This window comes from Streptomyces coelicoflavus (assembly GCF_003112555.1).
Classification (GTDB): Bacteria; Actinomycetota; Actinomycetes; order Streptomycetales; family Streptomycetaceae; genus Streptomyces; species Streptomyces coelicoflavus.
Window position 1 is genome coordinate 158,694 of record NZ_BEWB01000017.1, and the last position, 18,466, is coordinate 177,159.

Annotated in this window: 14 protein-coding genes; 12 read left to right on the forward strand and 2 right to left on the reverse strand. The window is 73.2% G+C overall.

All coding sequences use genetic code 11. From position 1 onward, the window contains the following. Nucleotides 1-46 precede the first annotated feature (46 nt). On the forward strand, nt 47-3,865 hold the full coding sequence (locus Sco07f_RS34610) for a glycosyltransferase family 2 protein (RefSeq protein WP_108990207.1): 3,819 nt from the start codon (nt 47-49) through the stop codon (nt 3,863-3,865). Then, nucleotides 3,862-5,367 (forward strand): DUF5719 family protein, encoded by a 1,506-nt coding sequence (locus tag Sco07f_RS34615; RefSeq protein WP_108990208.1) that lies wholly within the window; start codon nt 3,862-3,864, stop codon nt 5,365-5,367. Before Sco07f_RS34610 ends, Sco07f_RS34615 begins: the two co-directional genes overlap by 4 nt. Before the next feature lie 28 nt (nt 5,368-5,395). On the opposite strand, the gene Sco07f_RS34620 is transcribed toward Sco07f_RS34615, so the two are convergent. Further along, entirely contained in the window at nt 5,396-5,848 is a 453-nt protein-coding gene (locus Sco07f_RS34620; protein ID WP_063739943.1) for a metallopeptidase family protein, read from the reverse strand. Between the two features lie 295 nt (nt 5,849-6,143). Here Sco07f_RS34620 and Sco07f_RS34625 point away from each other — a divergent pair, with 295 nt between their 5' ends. From Sco07f_RS34625 to Sco07f_RS34670, 9 genes are all read left to right on the forward strand, one after another. Then, complete coding sequence (locus Sco07f_RS34625; protein WP_063789724.1) at nt 6,144-6,566, forward strand: DUF3499 domain-containing protein; 423 nt, start codon at nt 6,144-6,146, stop codon at nt 6,564-6,566. Nucleotides 6,567-6,724: 158 nt separating this feature from the next. Next, nucleotides 6,725-8,341: an L-lactate permease gene (locus tag Sco07f_RS34630; RefSeq protein WP_108990221.1), complete on the forward strand. Its 1,617-nt coding sequence runs from the start codon at nt 6,725-6,727 to the stop codon at nt 8,339-8,341. Between the two features lie 80 nt (nt 8,342-8,421). Then, a complete protein-coding gene (locus Sco07f_RS34635; protein WP_108990209.1) occupies nt 8,422-9,786 on the forward strand; it encodes a phosphomannomutase/phosphoglucomutase in 1,365 nt (454 codons plus the stop codon). A 176-nt stretch (nt 9,787-9,962) separates the two neighbouring features. Continuing rightward, nucleotides 9,963-10,133, forward strand: coding sequence for a Trm112 family protein (locus Sco07f_RS34640; RefSeq protein ID WP_007450268.1), 171 nt, complete (start codon nt 9,963-9,965; stop codon nt 10,131-10,133). Nucleotides 10,134-10,220: 87 nt separating this feature from the next. Continuing rightward, nucleotides 10,221-11,348: an SIS domain-containing protein gene (locus Sco07f_RS34645; RefSeq protein ID WP_108990210.1), complete on the forward strand. Its 1,128-nt coding sequence runs from the start codon at nt 10,221-10,223 to the stop codon at nt 11,346-11,348. A 50-nt stretch (nt 11,349-11,398) separates the two neighbouring features. Continuing rightward, nucleotides 11,399-12,550, forward strand: coding sequence for a mannose-6-phosphate isomerase, class I (gene manA, locus Sco07f_RS34650; protein WP_108990211.1), 1,152 nt, complete (start codon nt 11,399-11,401; stop codon nt 12,548-12,550). Nucleotides 12,551-12,664: 114 nt separating this feature from the next. Next, a complete protein-coding gene (locus tag Sco07f_RS34655; RefSeq protein ID WP_108990212.1) occupies nt 12,665-13,645 on the forward strand; it encodes a cation diffusion facilitator family transporter in 981 nt (326 codons plus the stop codon). Between the two features lie 281 nt (nt 13,646-13,926). Beyond that, the gene (gene ahcY / locus Sco07f_RS34665; RefSeq protein ID WP_054103448.1) at nt 13,927-15,384 is read left to right on the forward strand and encodes an adenosylhomocysteinase; all 1,458 of its coding nucleotides are present in this window, start codon (nt 13,927-13,929) and stop codon (nt 15,382-15,384) included. A 110-nt stretch (nt 15,385-15,494) separates the two neighbouring features. After that, entirely contained in the window at nt 15,495-16,109 is a 615-nt protein-coding gene (locus Sco07f_RS34670; RefSeq protein WP_054103447.1) for a hypothetical protein, read from the forward strand. 27 nt (nt 16,110-16,136) lie between these two features. On the opposite strand, the gene Sco07f_RS34675 is transcribed toward Sco07f_RS34670, so the two are convergent. Beyond that, nucleotides 16,137-17,096: an RDD family protein gene (locus tag Sco07f_RS34675; RefSeq protein ID WP_108990214.1), complete on the reverse strand. Its 960-nt coding sequence runs from the start codon at nt 17,094-17,096 to the stop codon at nt 16,137-16,139. Between the two features lie 126 nt (nt 17,097-17,222). Between Sco07f_RS34675 and Sco07f_RS34680 the strand changes: the two genes are divergently transcribed. Beyond that, a complete protein-coding gene (locus Sco07f_RS34680; RefSeq protein WP_007388650.1) occupies nt 17,223-18,230 on the forward strand; it encodes a stage II sporulation protein M in 1,008 nt (335 codons plus the stop codon). Nucleotides 18,231-18,466: the final 236 nt, after the last annotated feature.

An 18,466-nucleotide genomic window follows, 5' to 3' on the forward strand; every position in this document is an offset into this window, starting at 1 on the left:
GGCACGGGCGTCCACCGCAGTCCACCGAACCGGGGCCCGTACCTCGATGTCCGTGCAGAGTCACACGGCAGCCCAGCAAGACCTCGCTGCCACACCTGAGTTCCCGCGTCACGTGGTGACCGCGGTCCTCGTCGCCCACGACGGAGCCCGCTGGCTGCCCGACGCGCTCGCCGGGCTGCTCGGCCAGGAGCGCCCCGTCCAGTACGCCGTGGCCGCCGACACCGGCAGCGCCGACGAGTCCTCCCGGCTGGTCGCCGACGCCCTCGGCGACGAGCGCGTGCTCCACCTCGCCCGGCGCACCGGCTTCGGCCAGGCCGTCGAGGAGGCCACCCGCACCGCCCCCGTCCTCACCCCCGAGGAGCTGCCGTACCTGAGGCGGCCCAGCGGCTGGGACCCCGTCACGCGCAGCTGGCGCGACGACGCCTACGACATGCCGGAGCTGCCGCACGGAGAGCCGGTCCAGTGGCTGTGGCTGCTGCACGACGACTGCGCCCCCGAACCCGACGCCCTCGCCCAGCTGCTGCGCGTCGTGGACACCGAGTACGAGCTCGGCCGCGACGACGTCGCCGTCGTGGGCCCCAAACTCCGCGGCTGGTACGACCGCCGCCAGCTGCTCGAGGTCGGCGTCTCCATCGCCAACTCCGGCCGCCGCTGGACCGGTCTGGACCGCCGCGAACAGGACCAGGGCCAGCACGACCACGTCCGCACCGTGCTGTCGGTGTCCACCGCCGGCATGCTGATCCGGCGCGACGTCTTCGAACGGCTCGGCGGGTTCGACCGCCGACTGCCCCTGATGCGCGACGACGTGGACCTGTGCTGGCGCGCGCACGCCGAAGGACTGCGCGTCCTCGTCGCCCCGGAGGCGGTCGTCCGCCACGCCGAGGCGGCCTCGCGCGAACGCCGCGCCGTCGACTGCGCGGGCCGCACCACCGCCTCACCGCACAAGGTGGACAAGGCCGGCGCCGTCCACACCCTCCTCGTCAACGTCCGCACCGCCGCCCTGCCCTGGGTGCTGCTGCGCATCGTCCTCGGCACCCTGCTGCGGACCGTCGCCTACCTCGTCGGCAAGGTCCCCGGCCAGGCACTCGACGAGATCCGGGGCCTGCTGAGCGTCCTGCTGCGCCCCGAGCGCATCATCGCCGGCCGGCGCGAACGCGGCCGCCCGCAGGTCGAGAAGGACGAACTGCGGCCCCTGTTCCCGCCCCCCGGAGCCACCGTCCGCGCCACCGTCGAGCAGGTCGCGGGCGACCTCTTCGGCAGCTCCGACGCCGAGGCCGCCGCGGGAGCCGGACGGCACGGCGGGGGCATCGAGTCCGGACCCGGCGGCGACGACGCCGACTTCCTGGAGATCGAGCAGTTCGCCCGCCTCAAGCGCATCGCCCGCAAGCCAGGACCGGTGCTCTTCCTGGTGCTGCTGCTCGTCTCCCTGGCCGCCTGCCGCGCGCTCCTCGGCGGCGGCGCCCTGGCGGGCGGCGCGCTGCTGCCCGCACCGGCCGGCGCCGGCGAGCTGTGGTCGCGGTACGTGGACGCCTGGCACACGGTCGGCACCGGCGGCACCGCCTCCGCGCCGCCCTACCTCGCGATCCTCGCCACGTTCGCCTCCGTCCTGCTCGGCTCCACCGGACTGGCCGTCACCCTGCTGCTGGTCTGCTCGGTCCCCCTGGCGGGCGCCACCGCGTACTTCGCCTCCCGCCCACTGGTCCCGTCCCGGCTGCTGCGTGCCTGGGCCGCCGTCGCCTACGCCTTCCTGCCCGCCGCCACCGGCGCGCTCGCCGGCGGCCGCATCGGCACCGCCGTCCTCGCCGTACTGCTGCCGCTCGTCGCACGCGCGGGCGTCGCCGCCTCCGGCCTGGCCAACTCCTCCGGCGTCCGCGGCAGCTGGCGCGCCACCTGGGCGTACGCCCTGCTGCTGACCGTCACCACCGCCTTCACCCCCGTCGTGTGGCCCGTCGCGCTGGTCCTCGGCATCGGGGTCCTCGCCCTGCGCCGCGCCGAGATCACGGCCTACGGACCGCGCTTCCTCGCCCAACTCGGCACGCCGCTGCTGCTGCTCGCCCCCTGGTCGCTGTCGCTGCTGCCGTTCGGCTTCTTCGACGAGGCCGGCCTCGAGTACGGCTCCTCGGCCGCCTCGGCGCTCGACCTGCTCGGTGCCAGCCCCGGCGGTCCCGGCACGGTCGGCGGGCTGTTCCTCTTCGGCATCGTGCTGGCCGCGCTGGCGGCGCTGCTGCGCTCCGAGCGGCAGCCGGCCGTCCGGACGGCCTGGGCCGTCGCCCTCGTCGCCCTCGTCTTCGCGGTCCTGTCCAACCGCTCCGCCTGGGCCGGACCCGCCACCCTCGTCTACGGCATCGCGCTGCTGTCCGCCGCGGCCCTCGGCGCCGACGGGGCGCGCTTCCGGGTGGCCGAGCAGAGCTTCGGCTGGCGCCAGCCCGTCGCCGCCCTGATCGCCCTCGCCTCGGCCCTCGGCCCGCTGATCGCCGCCGTCGGCTGGATGATCGGCGGCGCCGACGGCCCCGTGGAACGGCGCGACCCCGTGCAGGTGCCCGCGTTCGTCGCCGAGGAGAGCCACACCCGCGACCAGGCCCGCACCCTCGTCCTCGACAGCGACTCCGCCGCACACGTGCGCTACATGCTGGTCCGCGGCTCCGGCGCCCGCCTCGGCGACGGCGAACTGGCCTCCGGCGACGGCGGCAACAGCACCCTCGACAAGATCGTCGCCAACCTCGTGGCCGGCTCCGGCGCCGACCAGGCCGACCAGCTCGGCGGGTTCGCCGTGCGCTACGTGCTCGTGCACAAGGGCGCGCCCCGCGAGGTCACCCGCGTCCTGGACGCCACACCCGGACTGAGCAGGCTCAGCCAGCAGGACGGCAGCGGACTGTGGCGGGTGAACCAGGAGGTCGCGCGCGCGACCGTCGTGGCCGGCGAGAAGTCCGACGCCGGGAAGTCCAAGTCCGGCGAACCCGTGCCAGTGGCGGCCGGGCCCGTCGAGATCCACACCGACATCGAGTCGGGCCCCGACGGCCGGGTGCTGCGCCTCGCCGACACCGCCGCCGAGGGCTGGACGGCGACCCTGGACGGCAAGCCGCTCACCCGCACCACGGTCGACGGCTGGGCCCAGGGCTTCGAACTCCCGGCCTCCGGCGGTCGGCTGGACGTCACCTACGAGGCCCCGTTCACGCACACGGCCTGGCTGTGGGTCCAGGGACTCCTCGGTCTCGTCCTCGTCGTCCTCGCCCTGCCCGGCAGGCGCCGCGACGTCGACGACGACCTGCCCGACGAGCAACTCGTCCCCGCCCAGGCCGCCGACGGCGAGGGACGCCGGGCACGGCGCCTGCGCGCCCAGGCCGAGGCGGAGGCGGCGGAAGCCGGAGCGGGAGCGGGCGTGGACCCGGGTCCCGAGCCGGCGGGCGACCCGATGGGCGACCCGGCCGGGGCACCCGAGGTCCCCGAGCCGCCCGCGGCGCCGCCCGTGCCGGTTCCGCAGCAGCAGGCGTACGGCACATGGGACACGACGACCGGGTACCCCGGCGCCGAGTACGGCTCCTACGACGGCGGCTACGGCGGCGAGCAGTACCAGGGCGCCCAGCAGTACGACCCCGGCGCGTACGCGCAGCAGCCGTACCAGGCCGACCCGTACCAGCAGGACGCCTACCAGGGCGGTCCCGGCGGCCAGGCCGCGCAGTACGGGACGGGCGGCCAGTACGACCCGTACGCGTACGGCGACCCGGCGCAGGGTCAGGAGGCCGGGTACGACCCCGCGTTCGACCAGGCGTACGGCCAGGGCGGCTACGACACGCCGTACGACCCCTCCCAGCCCCGGCAGCCCCACGGCACGGGCAGTGAGCGTCCCGACGGGAGCCAGCAGTGAAGCGCACGACCCTGTCCCTGATCGCCTGCGCGACCGCGCTCGCCGCCGTCACCGGGTTCGCGGCGGTGTCCGCCCCGGGCGACTCCGGCCCGGACACCGCGGCGCCCGCCGCCCGGCTGCCCGTGGAGCGCACCAGCCTCCTGTGCCCGGCGCCCAGCACCTCCGACCTCGCCGAGACCGCGTACACGTCCTTCACGCCCGTCACCAAGGGCGCCGACGAGAAGGGCAGCGCCGCGCTCGTGGCGGCGGAGCCGGCCGGCGCCACCGACGACGGCAAGGACGGGAAGGACGAGGAGGACGGGAAGGACGAGAAGCCGGTCGTCCAGCCGAAGGCGCCCGGCACACCGGTCGGCGGGAAGACCACCGGCGCCGACGCCCCCGCACTGATCGGCACCGCCGAGGGGAAGAGCGCGCCGGGCTGGACCGTCCAGCAGACCACGGAGGTCGCCGCCGGGACGGGCCGGGGACTGCAGGGCGTCAACTGCACCGCCCCGGACACGGAGTTCTGGTTCCCGGGCGCCAGCACCGCGACCGGCCGCACCGACTACGTGCACCTGACCAACCCCGACGACTCGGCGGCCGTCGTCGACATCGAGCTGTACGGCAAGGACGGAGCCCTCAAGTCCACGGTGGGGGAGGGCGTCACGGTGCCGCCGCACGGCAGTGAGTCCCTGCTGCTGTCCACGCTCAGCGACGTGAAGCAGACCGACCTGACCGTGCACGTCGGCGTGCGCAGCGGGCGGCTGGGCGCCGCGGTGCAGGCCCTGGACGACAAGACCGGCGGCGACTGGCTGACCGCGGCCGCGGACCCGGCGAGCGACCTCGTCATGCCGGGCATCCCGAAGGACGCCACCGCCGTACGCCTGGTGCTGTTCACGCCCGGCGGCACCGACGCCGACCTGAAGGTGCGCCTCGCCTCGCCGTCCGGGCTGATCACGCCCGCCGGTCACGAGACGGTGCACGTCAAGGCCGGTATGACGACCGGCGTCGACCTCGGCGAGGTCACGCGCGGCGAGGCGGGTTCGCTGGTCCTGACGCCGACGGACCGGTCCGTGCCGGTCGTGGCGGCGGTCCGGGTCGTGCGGGGCAAGGGCGACGAGCAGGAGTCCGCGTTCATTCCGGCCTCCGAGCCGGTCGGCGCCCGCGCGACGGCCGCGGACAACCGCGCCAAGCACACCACCCTGGCCCTGTCCGCCCCCGACGGGGCCGCGAAGGTCAGGGTCACGGCGTCGGCGGGCACCGAGGGCGGCACACCGGCGACCAAGACGTACACGCTCAAGGCCGGCACCACCCAGAACGTCGACGCACCGGTACCGGCAGGGCTCAAGGGCTCCTACGCGCTGACCGTCGAGACGGTGTCGGGCGGCCCGGTCCACGCGTCGCGCACCCTGACGGGCTCGGACGACGACGTGGCGTCCTTCACCGTCCAGACCCTCCCCGACGACCGGGGCACGGTCTCGGTGCCGAACGCGGACGAGGACCTGTCGGTACTGCAGAAGTAGTGGCCGGGGGCGACCGGGCCCCCGCCGCTCAGTCCTCCCCGTACCGGGGATCCACCGTCTCCGGAGTCAGCCCCAGCAGCTCCGCGACCTGTTCGACGACGACCTCGTGCACCAGCAGTGCCCGCTCCTCGCGGCCCTTGGTCCGGATCTCCACCGGCCGCCGGTAGACGACCACCCGTCCCCGCCGCCCGTCCCGTGAGGGCACCGTGCCCCCGAGCGGTACGGCCTCGTCGTTCCACGCCTCCCCGGCCGCGGCCGGCCGCGGCACGTCGAGGACGAGGAAGTCGATGTCGGCGAGCTGCGGCCACCGCCGCTCCAGGCGCTCCACCGAGTCCTGCACCAGGTCGGCGAAGGCCTCGCCGCGGCTCGCGGCGAGCGGCACCTGCGGGGGTGCCACCGGGCCGCGCATGCCCCGGCCGTGGCGATCACGACGGCGGGGTCCTGGGCGGCCGGCATCACGGGGCGTCACGGGGTTGTCCATCACTGGTGAAGGGTAGTCCCCGCCGGGCCGGCCTGCCCGGCCCGCGGGCCCACGGGGGGCGGCGTGGCGGCAGGTCACTCGGCCTGTTCCCGGATGACCATTCCAGCCAAGGTTGGGCTCGATTTCGTATCTCTCCGTGACCGCGGAACTCAAGGCAAATGTCGTTGTTTGTATCGGGTCGTGACCGCTTCCCGAGCCGTACGGGCCTCGCGCGATCGGCGTCCGCGCAGGTCGAACGGGGGTGCGTGGGAGGGGCCGTAGGTCGTTTCACGCCACGACACGGGGGTGTGACCCGGTGGCGAGTCGTCGCGGCCCGCTCAAGAGTGCGGTACCGTCCAACATCGTGAGCCCTGTACGTCGCTGTTCGCGCACCGCCTGCGGCCGTCCCGCCGTCGCGACGCTGACGTACGTCTACGCCGACTCGACCGCGGTCCTCGGCCCGCTCGCCACCTACGCCGAACCCCACTGCTACGACCTGTGCGCCGAGCACTCCGAGCGCCTCACCGCCCCGCGCGGCTGGGAGGTCGTCCGGCTGCTCGACGGGTCGGCCCCGGCCCGCCCCAGCGGCGACGACCTGGAGGCACTCGCCAACGCGGTGCGCGAGGCGGCCCGGCCCCAGGAGCGGGCGGCCGAAGCGGGCGGCGGCGCCCGGACGGCCGACCCGATGGAGGTCGCGCGCCGCGGCCACCTGCGCGTGCTGCGTTCGCCGGACAACTGAGCCCCGTTCACCCCGTTCAGGGGACCCGCACCTTTCACTCGTAGTGGCCTCGGTCACATCCGTTGCTGCACACCCATTGACGCCTCGTTGTCGCGGACACGACCATTCCGGGAGTCGCGAGAAATCGCTTTCGCATGGCGGAATCCGGGGAGGCGTCCGTGTACGTGCAGGAACTGGAACCCGTCGCCGGTTCGCTCGGCCTGTCCGCCCTGGTGGCGGCCCTGCCACTGGTGATCGTCCTCGTCCTGCTGGGCGGCGTCCGCATGAAGGCGCACCTGGCGGGCCTCATCGGCCTCCTGGCCGCCGTACTGGTCGCCTGGCTCGCGTACGGCATGCCGCTGGACCAGACGGCCTCCAGCGCCGTCCAGGGAGCGGTTTTCGGCCTCTTCCCCATCCTGTGGATCGTCGTGAACGCCCTGTGGGTCTACCGGATGACCGTCCGCACCCGGCACTTCGACATCCTGCGCCGCTCCTTCGGCCGGCTGTCCGACGACCCCCGCATCCAGGCCCTCGTCGTCGCCTTCTGCTTCGGCGCCCTCCTGGAGGCCCTCGCCGGATTCGGGGCGCCCGTCGCGATCTGCTCGGTCATGCTCGTCGCCCTCGGCTTCGACCCCGTCCGCGCCGCCGTCGTCTCCCTGGTCGCCAACACCGCCCCGGTCGCCTTCGGCGCGATGGGCACCCCGGTCGTGACGCTGGCCCAGGTCACCGGGCTGCCCCTGGACGACGTCGCCTCCGTGGTCGGCCGCCAGACACCCCTGCTCGCCCTCGTCGTACCGCTGCTCCTCGTCGCCCTGGTCGACGGGCTGCGCGGGCTCCGCGAGACCTGGGTGCCCGCACTGGCCTGCGGAGTCGCCTTCGCCGTCGCCCAGTTCGTCGCCTCCAACTACGTCTCCGCCCAGCTCGCCGACATCGCCGCCGCCCTGATCGGCGCCGGCGCCCTGGTCGCCGTACCGCACTCCCGCAGGCCCGCCGCCGAGCCCGTACGTGCGTCCGTACTGACCGGCGCGCGCAGCGAGGAACTGGACGAGCAGGACTCCGCCCGTGAGGTCGTGCGGGCGTACGCGCCGTACGCGCTGATCGTCGCCGTCTTCTCCGTGGCGCAGATCCCGGCGGTCAAGGACTGGCTGGCGAAGGCCACGCAGTCCTACGACTGGCCGTTCCTCGACGTGGCCGACCCCGAGGGCAACCCGGTCGGCGGCAACGTGTTCTCCTGGCCGATCGTCTCCACCGGCGGCACGCTCGTGCTGTTCGCCGGGCTGGCCACGGCCGTCGTCCTCGGCGTGCACGCGCGCGTGGCGGTCAGGGAGTGGCTCGCGACCGTGCACGAACTGCGCTTCGCGATCCTCACCGTCACCTCGGTGCTCGCCCTCGCCTATGTCATGAACCTCTCCGGGCAGGCCGCCACCATCGGCCACTTCGTCGCCGCGGCCGGTGCCGGGCTCGCCTTCCTCTCCCCGGTGCTCGGCTGGTTCGGCGTCGCCGTCTCCGGCTCCGACACCTCGGCCAACGCCCTCTTCGGCGCCCTCCAGGTGACCGCCGCGCGGGAGTCCGGCCTCTCGCCGGAACTGCTGGCCGCCGCCAACAGCTCCGGCGGCGTCCTCGGCAAGATGATCTCCCCGCAGAACCTCACCATCGCCTGCGCCGCCGTCGGCCTCGCGGGCCGCGAAGGGGACCTGCTGCGCAAGGTACTGCCCTGGAGCCTCGGCCTGTTGCTGGTCATGTGCCTGATCGTGGTCGGGCAGTCCACGGTGGTCCTCGGCTGGATGCTGCCCTGACCTCAGGGAACCTTCCGGGCGGCCCGCCGGTCCCTACGGGTAGTTTGTGGGCTCCGACAGGACTTTCAGGAAGGTTGGCCGTGGCTGCTGATCTGTCGCAGATCGTGAAGGCGTACGACGTGCGCGGTGTCGTCCCCGACCAGTGGGACGAGTCGCTGGCCGAGCTGTTCGGCGCGGCCTTCGTCGAACTGACCGGCGCGGACGCCATCGTCGTCGGCCACGACATGCGGCCCTCGTCCCCGGGCCTGTCCGACGCCTTCGCGCGCGGCGCGGCGGCCCACGGCGCCGACGTGACCGGGATCGGCCTGTGCTCCACCGACCAGCTGTACTACGCCTCCGGCGCGCTGAACCTGCCGGGCGCCATGTTCACGGCCTCGCACAACCCCGCCCGGTACAACGGCATCAAGCTGTGCCGCGCGGGCGCCGCCCCGGTCGGACAGGACACCGGCCTCGCCGAGATCCGCGCCCTGGTGGAGCGCTGGAGCGAGGTGGGCGCCCCGGAGCCGACCGCCCGCCCCGGCACCGTCACCCGGCGCGACGTCCTCGACGACTACGCCGCCCACCTGCGTTCCCTCGTCGACCTCACCGGCATCCGCCCCCTCAAGGTCGTCGTCGACGCGGGCAACGGCATGGGCGGCCACACCGTCCCCTCCGTCTTCACCGGCCTGCCCCTCGACCTGGTGCCGATGTACTTCGAACTGGACGGCACCTTCCCCAACCACGAGGCCAACCCCCTCGACCCGGCCAACCTGGTCGACCTCCAGCAGCGCGTCCGCGAGGAGGGCGCCGACCTCGGTCTCGCCTTCGACGGCGACGCCGACCGCTGCTTCGTCGTCGACCAGAACGGCGACCCGGTCTCCCCGTCCGCCGTGACCGCCCTCGTGGCCGCCCGCGAGCTGGAGCGCAACGGCGGCAAGGGCACCGTCATCCACAACCTGATCACCTCCTGGTCCGTCCCGGAGGTCGTACGGGAGAACGGCGGCACCCCGGAGCGCACGCGCGTGGGCCACTCCTTCATCAAGGCCGAGATGGCCAGGACCGGCGCCATCTTCGGCGGTGAGCACTCCGCGCACTACTACTTCCGCGACTTCTGGAACGCCGACACCGGCATGCTCGCCGCCCTCCACGTCCTCGCCGCCCTCGGCGAGGAGGACGGCCCGCTGTCCGCCCTGGTCGCCGCGTACGACCGCTATGCCGGCTCCGGCGAGATCAACTCCACCGTCGCCGACCAGCAGGCCCGCCTCGCCGCGATCCGGGCCGCGTACGAGGGCCGCGACGACGTCACCGTGGACGACCTCGACGGCCTCACCGTCCAGGCCCCCGACTGGTGGTTCAACGTCCGCCCGTCCAACACCGAGCCCCTGCTCCGCCTGAACGCGGAGGCCCGCGACGAGGCGACGATGACGAAGGTCCGGGACGAGGCCTTGGCGATCATCCGGGCTTGAGCGGTCGGCTCGACTCCTCATCCCGCCGAGTCGGGTGGTGAGTGGGCCCAGGCCGGGGGCCAGGGGGCTCTGCCCCCTGGCGGGGTGCAGAGGCGGGGCCCCTACACCCGGCCCGCACCGGCGGTACCCTGACCAGCACATCCACACAAGCCCCACCGCCCCCGAAGGGAACCCCCATGCCGCTCGAAGCCGGCCTCCTGGAGATCCTCGCCTGCCCGGCCTGCCACGCCCCCCTCAAGGAGCAGGACGCGGAGCTGATCTGCACCGGCCAGGACTGCGGCCTGGCCTACCCGGTGCGCGACGGCATCCCCGTCCTCCTCGTCGACGAGGCCCGCCGCCCCGAGTAACCGCCGCCCAGGCGACCGGCAACCCGGCGACGACCCCGCGCACCCGCGCAATCGAACGAACGCCCCGGCGATCGGAGACCTGCCGCCATGCTCGACGAATCGCTCCTCGACGCCCCGGAGCGCCTCACCGAGGCCGACCGCCGCGGCCTGCTCCGCGGCGCCGCCGAGGCCGGTGCGCGCGTCCGCACCGCCGCCCGGCACGCCGCCGAGGCAGGCGTCGGCAACCTCAAGCCGGACGGCCGCCCCCGCGCCGTACTGATCGCCGGACCGGGCGCCGCCGCCACCCACGCCGCCGACCTCCTCGGCACCCTCGCCGGCGCCGGCAGCCCCGTCACCCGCCTCGCCCCCACCGGCGTCGCCCCCGCCGCGGGCGCCCTGCGCTGGGAACTGCCCGGCTGGGCCGGCTCCGTGGACCTCCTGCTGATCGCCACCCCCGACGGCACCGAGCCCGGCCTTTCCCTGCTCGCCGAGCAGGCCTACCGCCGGGGCTGCACGGTCGTCGCCGTCGCCCCCGCCCGCTCCCCGCTCAACGACTCGGTGAGCGCCTCGCGCGGCCTGTTCATCCCGATGGCGACCGCCCCGTACGACCACGACGAACCCCTCGCCGGTGCCGCACCCGGCGTCCTGTGGGCGCTGCTCACCCCGCTCCTCGCGCTGCTGGGCCGCACCGGGCTGCTCGAGGCGTCGCCCGAGGCCATCGACAAGGTCGCCGACCGCCTCGACCGCGTCGCCGAACGCTGCGGGCCCGCGATCGTCACCTACAGCAACCCCGCCAAGACCCTCGCGGCCGAACTGGCCGACTCCCTCCCCGTCGTCTGGACCGAGGGCAACTCCGCCGGACCCGCGGGGCGCCGCTTCGCCGCCGCACTCGCCGAACTCTCCGGCACCCCCGCGGTCGTCGCCGACCTGCCCGAGGCCCTCGCCGCGCACAGCGCCCTGCTCGCCGGGCAACTCGCCGCCGGCGCCGACCCCGACGACTTCTTCCGCGACCGCGTCGAGGAACCGGCCGCCCTGCACGCGCGCGTAGTGCTCCTGCGCGACCGGCCCACCGGTGGCCTCACCGCCGCCCCCAACGCCCGTGAGCTGGCCCTCGGCCACGACACGCCGATCAGCGAGCTGGAACCGGAAGAGGGCGGCGAGCTGGAGACCCTCGCCGAACTGATCGCCATCACGGATTTCGCCGCCGTTTACCTGGCGCTCGCCTCGGGAGCCTGACCCCGGCGCACCATCGCCCACGCACCCGCACGCACCGGCAGAGAGAGCCCATGGACCGCCTCGACAACACCGTCCGCCCCTACGCCTGGGGTTCCACCACCGCGATCCCGACCCTGCTCGGGACCGAGCCGACCGGCGAACCGCAGGCGGAGATGTGGATGGGCGCCCACCCCGGTGCCCCCTCCCGCACCGACCGCGGCACCCTCGCCGAGGTCGTGGACACCGACCCCGAGAAGGAACTGGGCGCCGCGTCCGTCGCCAGGTTCGGCCCCCGGCTGCCCTTCCTCCTCAAACTCCTCGCCGCCGGCGCCCCGCTCTCCCTCCAGGTCCACCCCGACCTCGCGCAGGCCGAGCAGGGGTACGAGGACGAGGAACGCCGCGGCGTCCCCCTGGACGCCCCGCACCGCAACTACAAGGACGCCAACCACAAGCCCGAACTGGTCTGCGCCCTCACCGAGTTCGACGGCCTGTGCGGCTTCCGCGCCCCGGCCGAGACCGCCGACCTGCTCGACGGACTCGGCGTCGCCTCCCTCAAGCCGTACGTCGACCTGCTGCGCGCCCACCCCGAGGACGCCGCCCTGCGCGAGGTCCTCACCGCGATCCTCACCGCCGACCCCGAGGAGATGTCCCGGACGGTCACCGAGACCGCGGCCGCCTGCGACCGCCTCGGCGGCGCCTACCGGCCGTACGCCGGCATCGCCCACCACTACCCGGGCGACCCCGGCGTCCTCGCCGCCATGCTCCTCAACCACGTCCGGCTCCAGCCCGGCGAGGCCCTCTACCTCGGCGCGGGCATCCCGCACGCCTACCTCAACGGCCTCGGCGTCGAGATCATGGCCAACTCCGACAACGTCCTGCGCTGCGGCCTGACCCCCAAGCACGTCGACGTCCCCGAACTGCTGCGCATCGTCCGCTTCGAGGCGGGCGACGCCGGCATCCTGCGCCCGGAGGCGTCCCCCGACGGCGAAGAGGTCTACGACACCCCGACCGACGAGTTCCGCCTGTCCCGCTACGTCCTGCCCGAGGGCGCCGGCGCCCACGACCTCACCCTGCCCACCCCGCAGATCCTGCTCTGCACGGCGGGCACGGTCCGGGCCGGCGAACACGAACTGACGCCCGGCCACTCCGTCTTCGTCCCGGCGCACGAAAAGGCCGAAGTCTCCGGAACCGGCACACTCTTCCGGGCCACCGTGCGCGTCTGACCCTCGCCCGACGGGGCATCCGGCACGTCGGGGCCCGCCCGGGCTGCAACAATGGCGCACCGCAAAGGCGGGGCAAAGCCGGCCACAGTCGAAGGCGAAGGGACAACGCGACACATGAGCGCGTCAGGCGGTACCAAGGCGATCGTGGCGGCACTGCTCGCCAATCTCTCGATCGCGGTGGCGAAATTCGTGGCGTTCCTCTTCAGCGGATCGTCGTCGATGCTCGCCGAGTCCGTGCACTCCCTCGCAGACTCGGGCAACCAGGGCCTGCTGCTCCTGGGCGGCAAGCGCGCCCAGCGCGAGGCCACCCCGCAACACCCCTTCGGCTTCGGCCGCGAGCGCTACATCTACGCCTTCCTCGTCTCCATCGTGCTCTTCTCCGTCGGCGGCATGTTCGCCCTCTACGAGGGCTACGAGAAGATCAAGCACCCGCACGAACTGGAGCACTGGTACTGGCCGGTGGGCGTCCTGGTCTTCGCGATCATCGCCGAGAGCTTCTCCTTCCGGACCGCCATCAAGGAGTCCAACCCCCTGCGCGGCAAGAAGTCCTGGAAGGAGTTCATCCGCCACGCCAAGGCCCCGGAGCTGCCCGTCGTCCTCCTGGAGGACCTCGGCGCCCTCGTCGGCCTGATCCTCGCCCTCGGCGGCGTCGGCCTCGCCCTGCTCACCGGCGACGGTGTCTGGGACGGCATCGGCACCCTGTGCATCGGCATCCTGCTCATCCTGATCGCGCTGGTCCTCGCCGTCGAGACCAAGTCCCTGCTGCTCGGTGAGTCCGCGGGCGCCGACGCGGTCCGGCAGATCGAGGCCGCGGCCGTCGCCGGGGACACCGTCACCGGCATCATCCACATGCGCACCCTCCACCTCGGCCCCGAGGAACTCCTCGTCGCCGCCAAGATCGCCGTCCGCCACGACGGAACGGCCACCGAGATCGCCTCCGCGATCGACGCCGCCGAATCCCGGATCCGCGAGGCGGTCCCGATCGCCCGCGTCATCTACCTGGAACCGGACATCTACAGCGAGTCCGAGGCCGCCAAGGGCGCCGACCCCGAGGCGACCCCCGGCGGGCCCACCGCACCGCCCGCCGCCCACTGACCGCCCGGCAGGCGCCGGCCATCACCCTGCGTGAACGTCCGGAAGTCTTCGGAGGCGGACTGGGGACGGCGGGCGCCCGCGGTGTAGCTTGGGACGGAGCCAGACGTCGCTGCTGATGGCGGTCGGGCGGTCCAGGACGGACCGGCCGAGGGAGAGAGGGCCTCCGACGGACTGCGCTGCGCGTACGCGGGCATGCCTGTGTCCTCTTCGGGGCACCCCTGTGTCCGTCGCCGCGCAGGTCAGCCGTACCCACCTCGACCCAACCCGAGGAGCAGCCCGTAATGACGACTGTCGACAACCGGCAGGACTTCAAGGTCGCCGACCTCTCCCTGGCCGCGTTCGGCCGCAAGGAGATCACCCTCGCCGAGCACGAGATGCCGGGCCTGATGGCGATCCGCAAGGAGTACGCCGACGCCCAGCCCCTCGCCGGCGCCCGCGTCACCGGCTCCCTGCACATGACCGTGCAGACCGCCGTGCTCATCGAGACCCTGGTCGCCCTCGGCGCCGAGGTCCGCTGGGCCTCCTGCAACATCTTCTCCACCCAGGACCACGCGGCCGCCGCCATCGCCGTCGGCCCGAACGGCACGCCCGACAACCCGCAGGGCGTCCCGGTCTTCGCCTGGAAGGGCGAGAGCCTCGAAGAGTACTGGTGGTGCACGGAGCAGGCGCTGACCTGGCCGAACACCCCGACCGGCGGCCCGAACATGATCCTGGACGACGGCGGTGACGCCACCCTCCTCGTCCACAAGGGCGTCGAGTACGAGAAGGACGGCAAGGTCCCCTCGGTCGACACCGCCGAGTCCGACGAGCACCGCGTCATCCTCGAACTCCTCACCCGCACGGTCGGCGAGAGCCCGCAGAAGTGGACCCAGCTGGCGTCCGAGATCCGCGGCGTGACCGAGGAGACCACGACCGGCGTCCACCGCCTGTACGAGATGCACCGCGACGGCACCCTCCTGTTCCCGGCGATCAACGTCAACGACGCGGTCACCAAGTCGAAGTTCGACAACAAGTACGGCTGCCGCCACTCCCTGGTCGACGGCATCAACCGCGCCACCGACGTCCTGATCGGCGGCAAGACCGCCGTCGTCTGCGGCTACGGCGACGTGGGCAAGGGCTGCGCGGAGTCCCTGCGCGGCCAGGGCGCCCGCGTGATCATCACCGAGATCGACCCGATCTGCGCCCTCCAGGCGGCGATGGACGGCTTCCAGGTCACCACGCTGGACGAGGTCGTCGACAAGGCCGACATCTTCGTCACCACGACCGGCAACAAGGACATCATCATGGCCAAGGACATGGCCCGGATGAAGCACCAGGCCATCGTCGGCAACATCGGCCACTTCGACAACGAGATCGACATGGCCGGCCTCGCCCAGACCCCCGGCATCGTCAAGGACGAGGTCAAGCCGCAGGTCCACACCTGGACGTACCCCGACGGCAAGGTCCTCATCGTCCTGTCCGAGGGCCGCCTGCTGAACCTGGGCAACGCCACCGGTCACCCGTCGTTCGTGATGTCCAACTCCTTCGCGGACCAGACCCTGGCCCAGATCGAGCTGTTCACCAAGCCCGACGAGTACCCGACCGACGTCTACGTGCTGCCCAAGCACCTGGACGAGAAGGTCGCCCGGCTCCACCTCGACTCCCTCGGCGTCAAGCTGACCACGCTCCGCCCGGAGCAGGCCGACTACATCGGCGTCAAGGTCGAGGGCCCCTACAAGGCGGACCACTACCGCTACTGAGTCACCGGTTCCTCCGAGGCAGGCCCCCGCACCCCCGTGCCGGGGGCCTGCCCCATTGGCGCCGCAGCCGCATCAGCGGCCGGACCAGCCCGTCACCACCCAGGACACCCATGCCCCGCGGCCGTTATTCGCTCCACGATCCGCACGATCACACCCCCCTCGCAGAAGAGCACTTCCAATGCGCCCCCGGCCCCTCCGGCTGGCGCTACGTCTCCCGGCTGACCACGCCCACCGGGGAGCACCGCGGCTCCGTCGACCTCGCCCTCGACGAACTCGGCCGCCCCATCCGCCTCGAACTCCACGCCGCCGACTGGCAGGTACGCGGCGCCGCCATCGACGGAGTCAGCTGGGTCCGTACCGACCCCACCGGAATCCACGCCACCGAAGGCAATGTGCGCGCCCACGCCTTCACCGGCACGTCCCCGGCCTTCCTCGTCGCCGTGACCCGCCTCCTGCGCCTCACCCCCTCCGCTTCTGCCACCCGCGTACGCCTCGTCGCCCTCACCGACCCGGTCCTCGCCCCCCGCACCGTGGACCAGTCCTGGGCCTTGCTGAACAGAGAAGCACACGCCACTGACAACGGCCCCCTCACCGTGGACGAATACCAGGTCACAGCCCTGGACACGGGCGAGCGGCACTCCGTGCACATCACCGGAGACGTCGTCCTCGCGGCCCCCGGCATCGAGCTGGAGGACCTGGAGACACCACCGTCCGTGTTCCCGTGAGGGACGTCGCGCCGCCGCCTGCCGTGCCTACGCGGGCGGCACGAACCCGGTTCCGGATCGGCCGCCCGGCGGTACGTGCCGCGACACCTCGGGGCGGTCCTGCGACGACGGGACGGACGGCGGGACGGACGGGGAGCCGGGCGGCACAGGCGGTGGGGCAGTCGATGCGGGAGCCACCGGCACCACCGGCACCACCGGTGCCGTCGGCTCAACCGGGGCAGCGCCCTCACCCGTCGAGGCGCCGCCGAACGCCCGCCGGGTCTCCCGCGCCTGTCGTTCCTGCAGCACCGCCGCCAGATACGCGGGCGGTGGAACCTCCCGCGGCACCGGAGCACCCGTACGGGCCGCCACATCGGCGGCCAGCCGCTCGGCCATGGCCCAGCCGACGCGCGAATCCAGCTGCCCCGCCCGGGTCAGGTACTGACGGACGGCGAGCCACAGGTCGTCGGGTACCGCGGACAGGTCGAGCCCCGAGAACCGCCCCGCCAGCCACGGCGGAGGCGGCGGCATGAAGCCCCCCGACGAGAACGGCACCCTCTCCCGTACGACCAGCGTGCCCGCGAACACGTCACCGAGCCGCCGCCCCCGCGCCGACACCAGCGAGGCGATGCAGGCGATCACCCCGAACGTCATGAGGATCTCGATCACCCCGATCAAGCCCCGGACCAGCGAGTGCCGGAACCGGATCGGCCCGCCGTCGTCCCGCACCACCCGCAGCCCGCACGCCATCTTCCCGAGCGACCGCCCATGGCTGAGCGTCTCCACCGCGATCGGCCCGCCCACCAGCACGAGGACGAAGGTCGCGATCGTCAGCGCGGTCTGTGCCGCCCCGTCCAGGGACGAGGTGGACGCCACCAGCGCGATGGTCACCGCCACGTACACGGCCACGGCCACGGCAAGATCGAGCAGGACGGCCAGCGCCCTGCTGGGCAGCCTCGCGGGACGCAGCTCCAGCGCCACCGCCTCGCCCGTCACCAGCTCACTCACGCCCGCCGCCCTTCACCTGACTGCCCCCGTCCCCGCCAGTCTGCCAAGCTGAGGACGCACCGCGCCGCGGTACGACAAGCTGATCCACGACGAGCCGCCGACGATAGCCGAGGAGCAGGCACACCGATGGACCTCGACGTCTTCGTCTCCGCCCACCGCGCGGAGTGGGACCGCCTCGACGCCCTTGTCCGGCGCCGGCGTCGGCTGACCGGTGCCGAGACCGACGAACTCGTCGCCCTCTACCAGCGCACGGCCACCCACCTCTCGCTGATCCAGTCCAGCGCGCCCGACCCCCAGCTGACCGGACGGCTCAGCCAACTGGTGGCCCGCGCGCGCAGTGTCGTGACCGGCACCCGACGCGCATCCTGGCGCGACGTCACGCGGTTCCTGACCCAGCAGTTCCCGGCGGCCGTCTACCGCGCCCGTCACTGGTGGGTCCCCACGGCCCTCCTGTCGACCGCCGTCGCGGCCCTCCTGGGCTGGTGGATCGGCACCCACCCGGAGGTGCAGTCCACCATCGCCGCCCCCAGCGAACTACGGGAGCTCACCCGCCCCGGCGGCCAGTACGAGACGTACTACTCGAGCAACCCGGCGGCCTCGTTCGCGGCACAGGTGTGGACGAACAACGCCTGGGCCGCCGCGCTCTGCCTCATCCTGGGGGTCTTCCTGGGACTGCCCGTGATCTGGATCCTCTTCCAGAACATGCTCAACCTCGGCGTGGGCTTCGGCCTGATGTCGTCGGCCGGCCGCCTCGACACCTTCCTCGGCCTGGTCCTGCCCCACGGTCTGCTCGAGCTGACAGCGGTGTTCGTCGCCGCGGGCACCGGTCTGCGTCTGGGGTGGACCCTCATCGACCCGGGGCCCCGCACCCGGCGCATCGCCTTGGCGGAAGAGGGCCGCGCCGCCATCGGCATGGCGATCGGTCTCGCGCTCGTCCTCTTCGTGTCCGGCGCCATCGAAGGCTTCGTCACCCCGTCCGGCCTGCCCACCTGGGCCCGCATCACCATCGGTGTCGTCGCCGAACTGGCCTTCCTCGCCTACGTCTACGTCCTCGGCGGCCGAGCCGTGCGCGCGGGCGACACGGGCGATGTCGAGGCGGCCGAACGCAGCGCCACTGTGCCGACGGCCGCCTGATGTGCATCCCACCCCGGCGAGCTGCTAGTGTCCTCTTCGTTCCCGCAAGAGCCGTTGACACGGAGCGAGCGGGGAGGTAGATTCGAACAGTTGCCTGTAGATGGGTTCACCCCAGAGGGCGACAGTGAACATCTATCAGCTTCTCCGAATCAACGAATTCGACGAAGCACTCTCCCGATGATTCGGAAACGAACGGCCGGTCAGACCGGCCCGAGACTTCTGATAAAGTCGGAACC

What these genes read in the sequence shown, in the direction of transcription:
- Sco07f_RS34680 (WP_007388650.1), top strand. Translation starts at nt 17,223, where the DNA reads ATGGACCTCGACGTCTTCGTCTCCGCCCACCGCGCGGAGTGGGACCGC.
- Sco07f_RS34670 (WP_054103447.1), top strand. Translation starts at nt 15,495, where the DNA reads ATGCCCCGCGGCCGTTATTCGCTCCACGATCCGCACGATCACACCCCC.
- Sco07f_RS34655 (WP_108990212.1), top strand. Translation starts at nt 12,665, where the DNA reads ATGAGCGCGTCAGGCGGTACCAAGGCGATCGTGGCGGCACTGCTCGCC.
- ahcY (WP_054103448.1), top strand. Translation starts at nt 13,927, where the DNA reads ATGACGACTGTCGACAACCGGCAGGACTTCAAGGTCGCCGACCTCTCC.
- Sco07f_RS34610 (WP_108990207.1), top strand. Translation starts at nt 47, where the DNA reads ATGTCCGTGCAGAGTCACACGGCAGCCCAGCAAGACCTCGCTGCCACA.
- Sco07f_RS34640 (WP_007450268.1), top strand. Translation starts at nt 9,963, where the DNA reads ATGCCGCTCGAAGCCGGCCTCCTGGAGATCCTCGCCTGCCCGGCCTGC.
- manA (WP_108990211.1), top strand. Translation starts at nt 11,399, where the DNA reads ATGGACCGCCTCGACAACACCGTCCGCCCCTACGCCTGGGGTTCCACC.
- Sco07f_RS34620 (WP_063739943.1), bottom strand. Translation starts at nt 5,848, where the DNA reads ATGGACAACCCCGTGACGCCCCGTGATGCCGGCCGCCCAGGACCCCGC.
- Sco07f_RS34645 (WP_108990210.1), top strand. Translation starts at nt 10,221, where the DNA reads ATGCTCGACGAATCGCTCCTCGACGCCCCGGAGCGCCTCACCGAGGCC.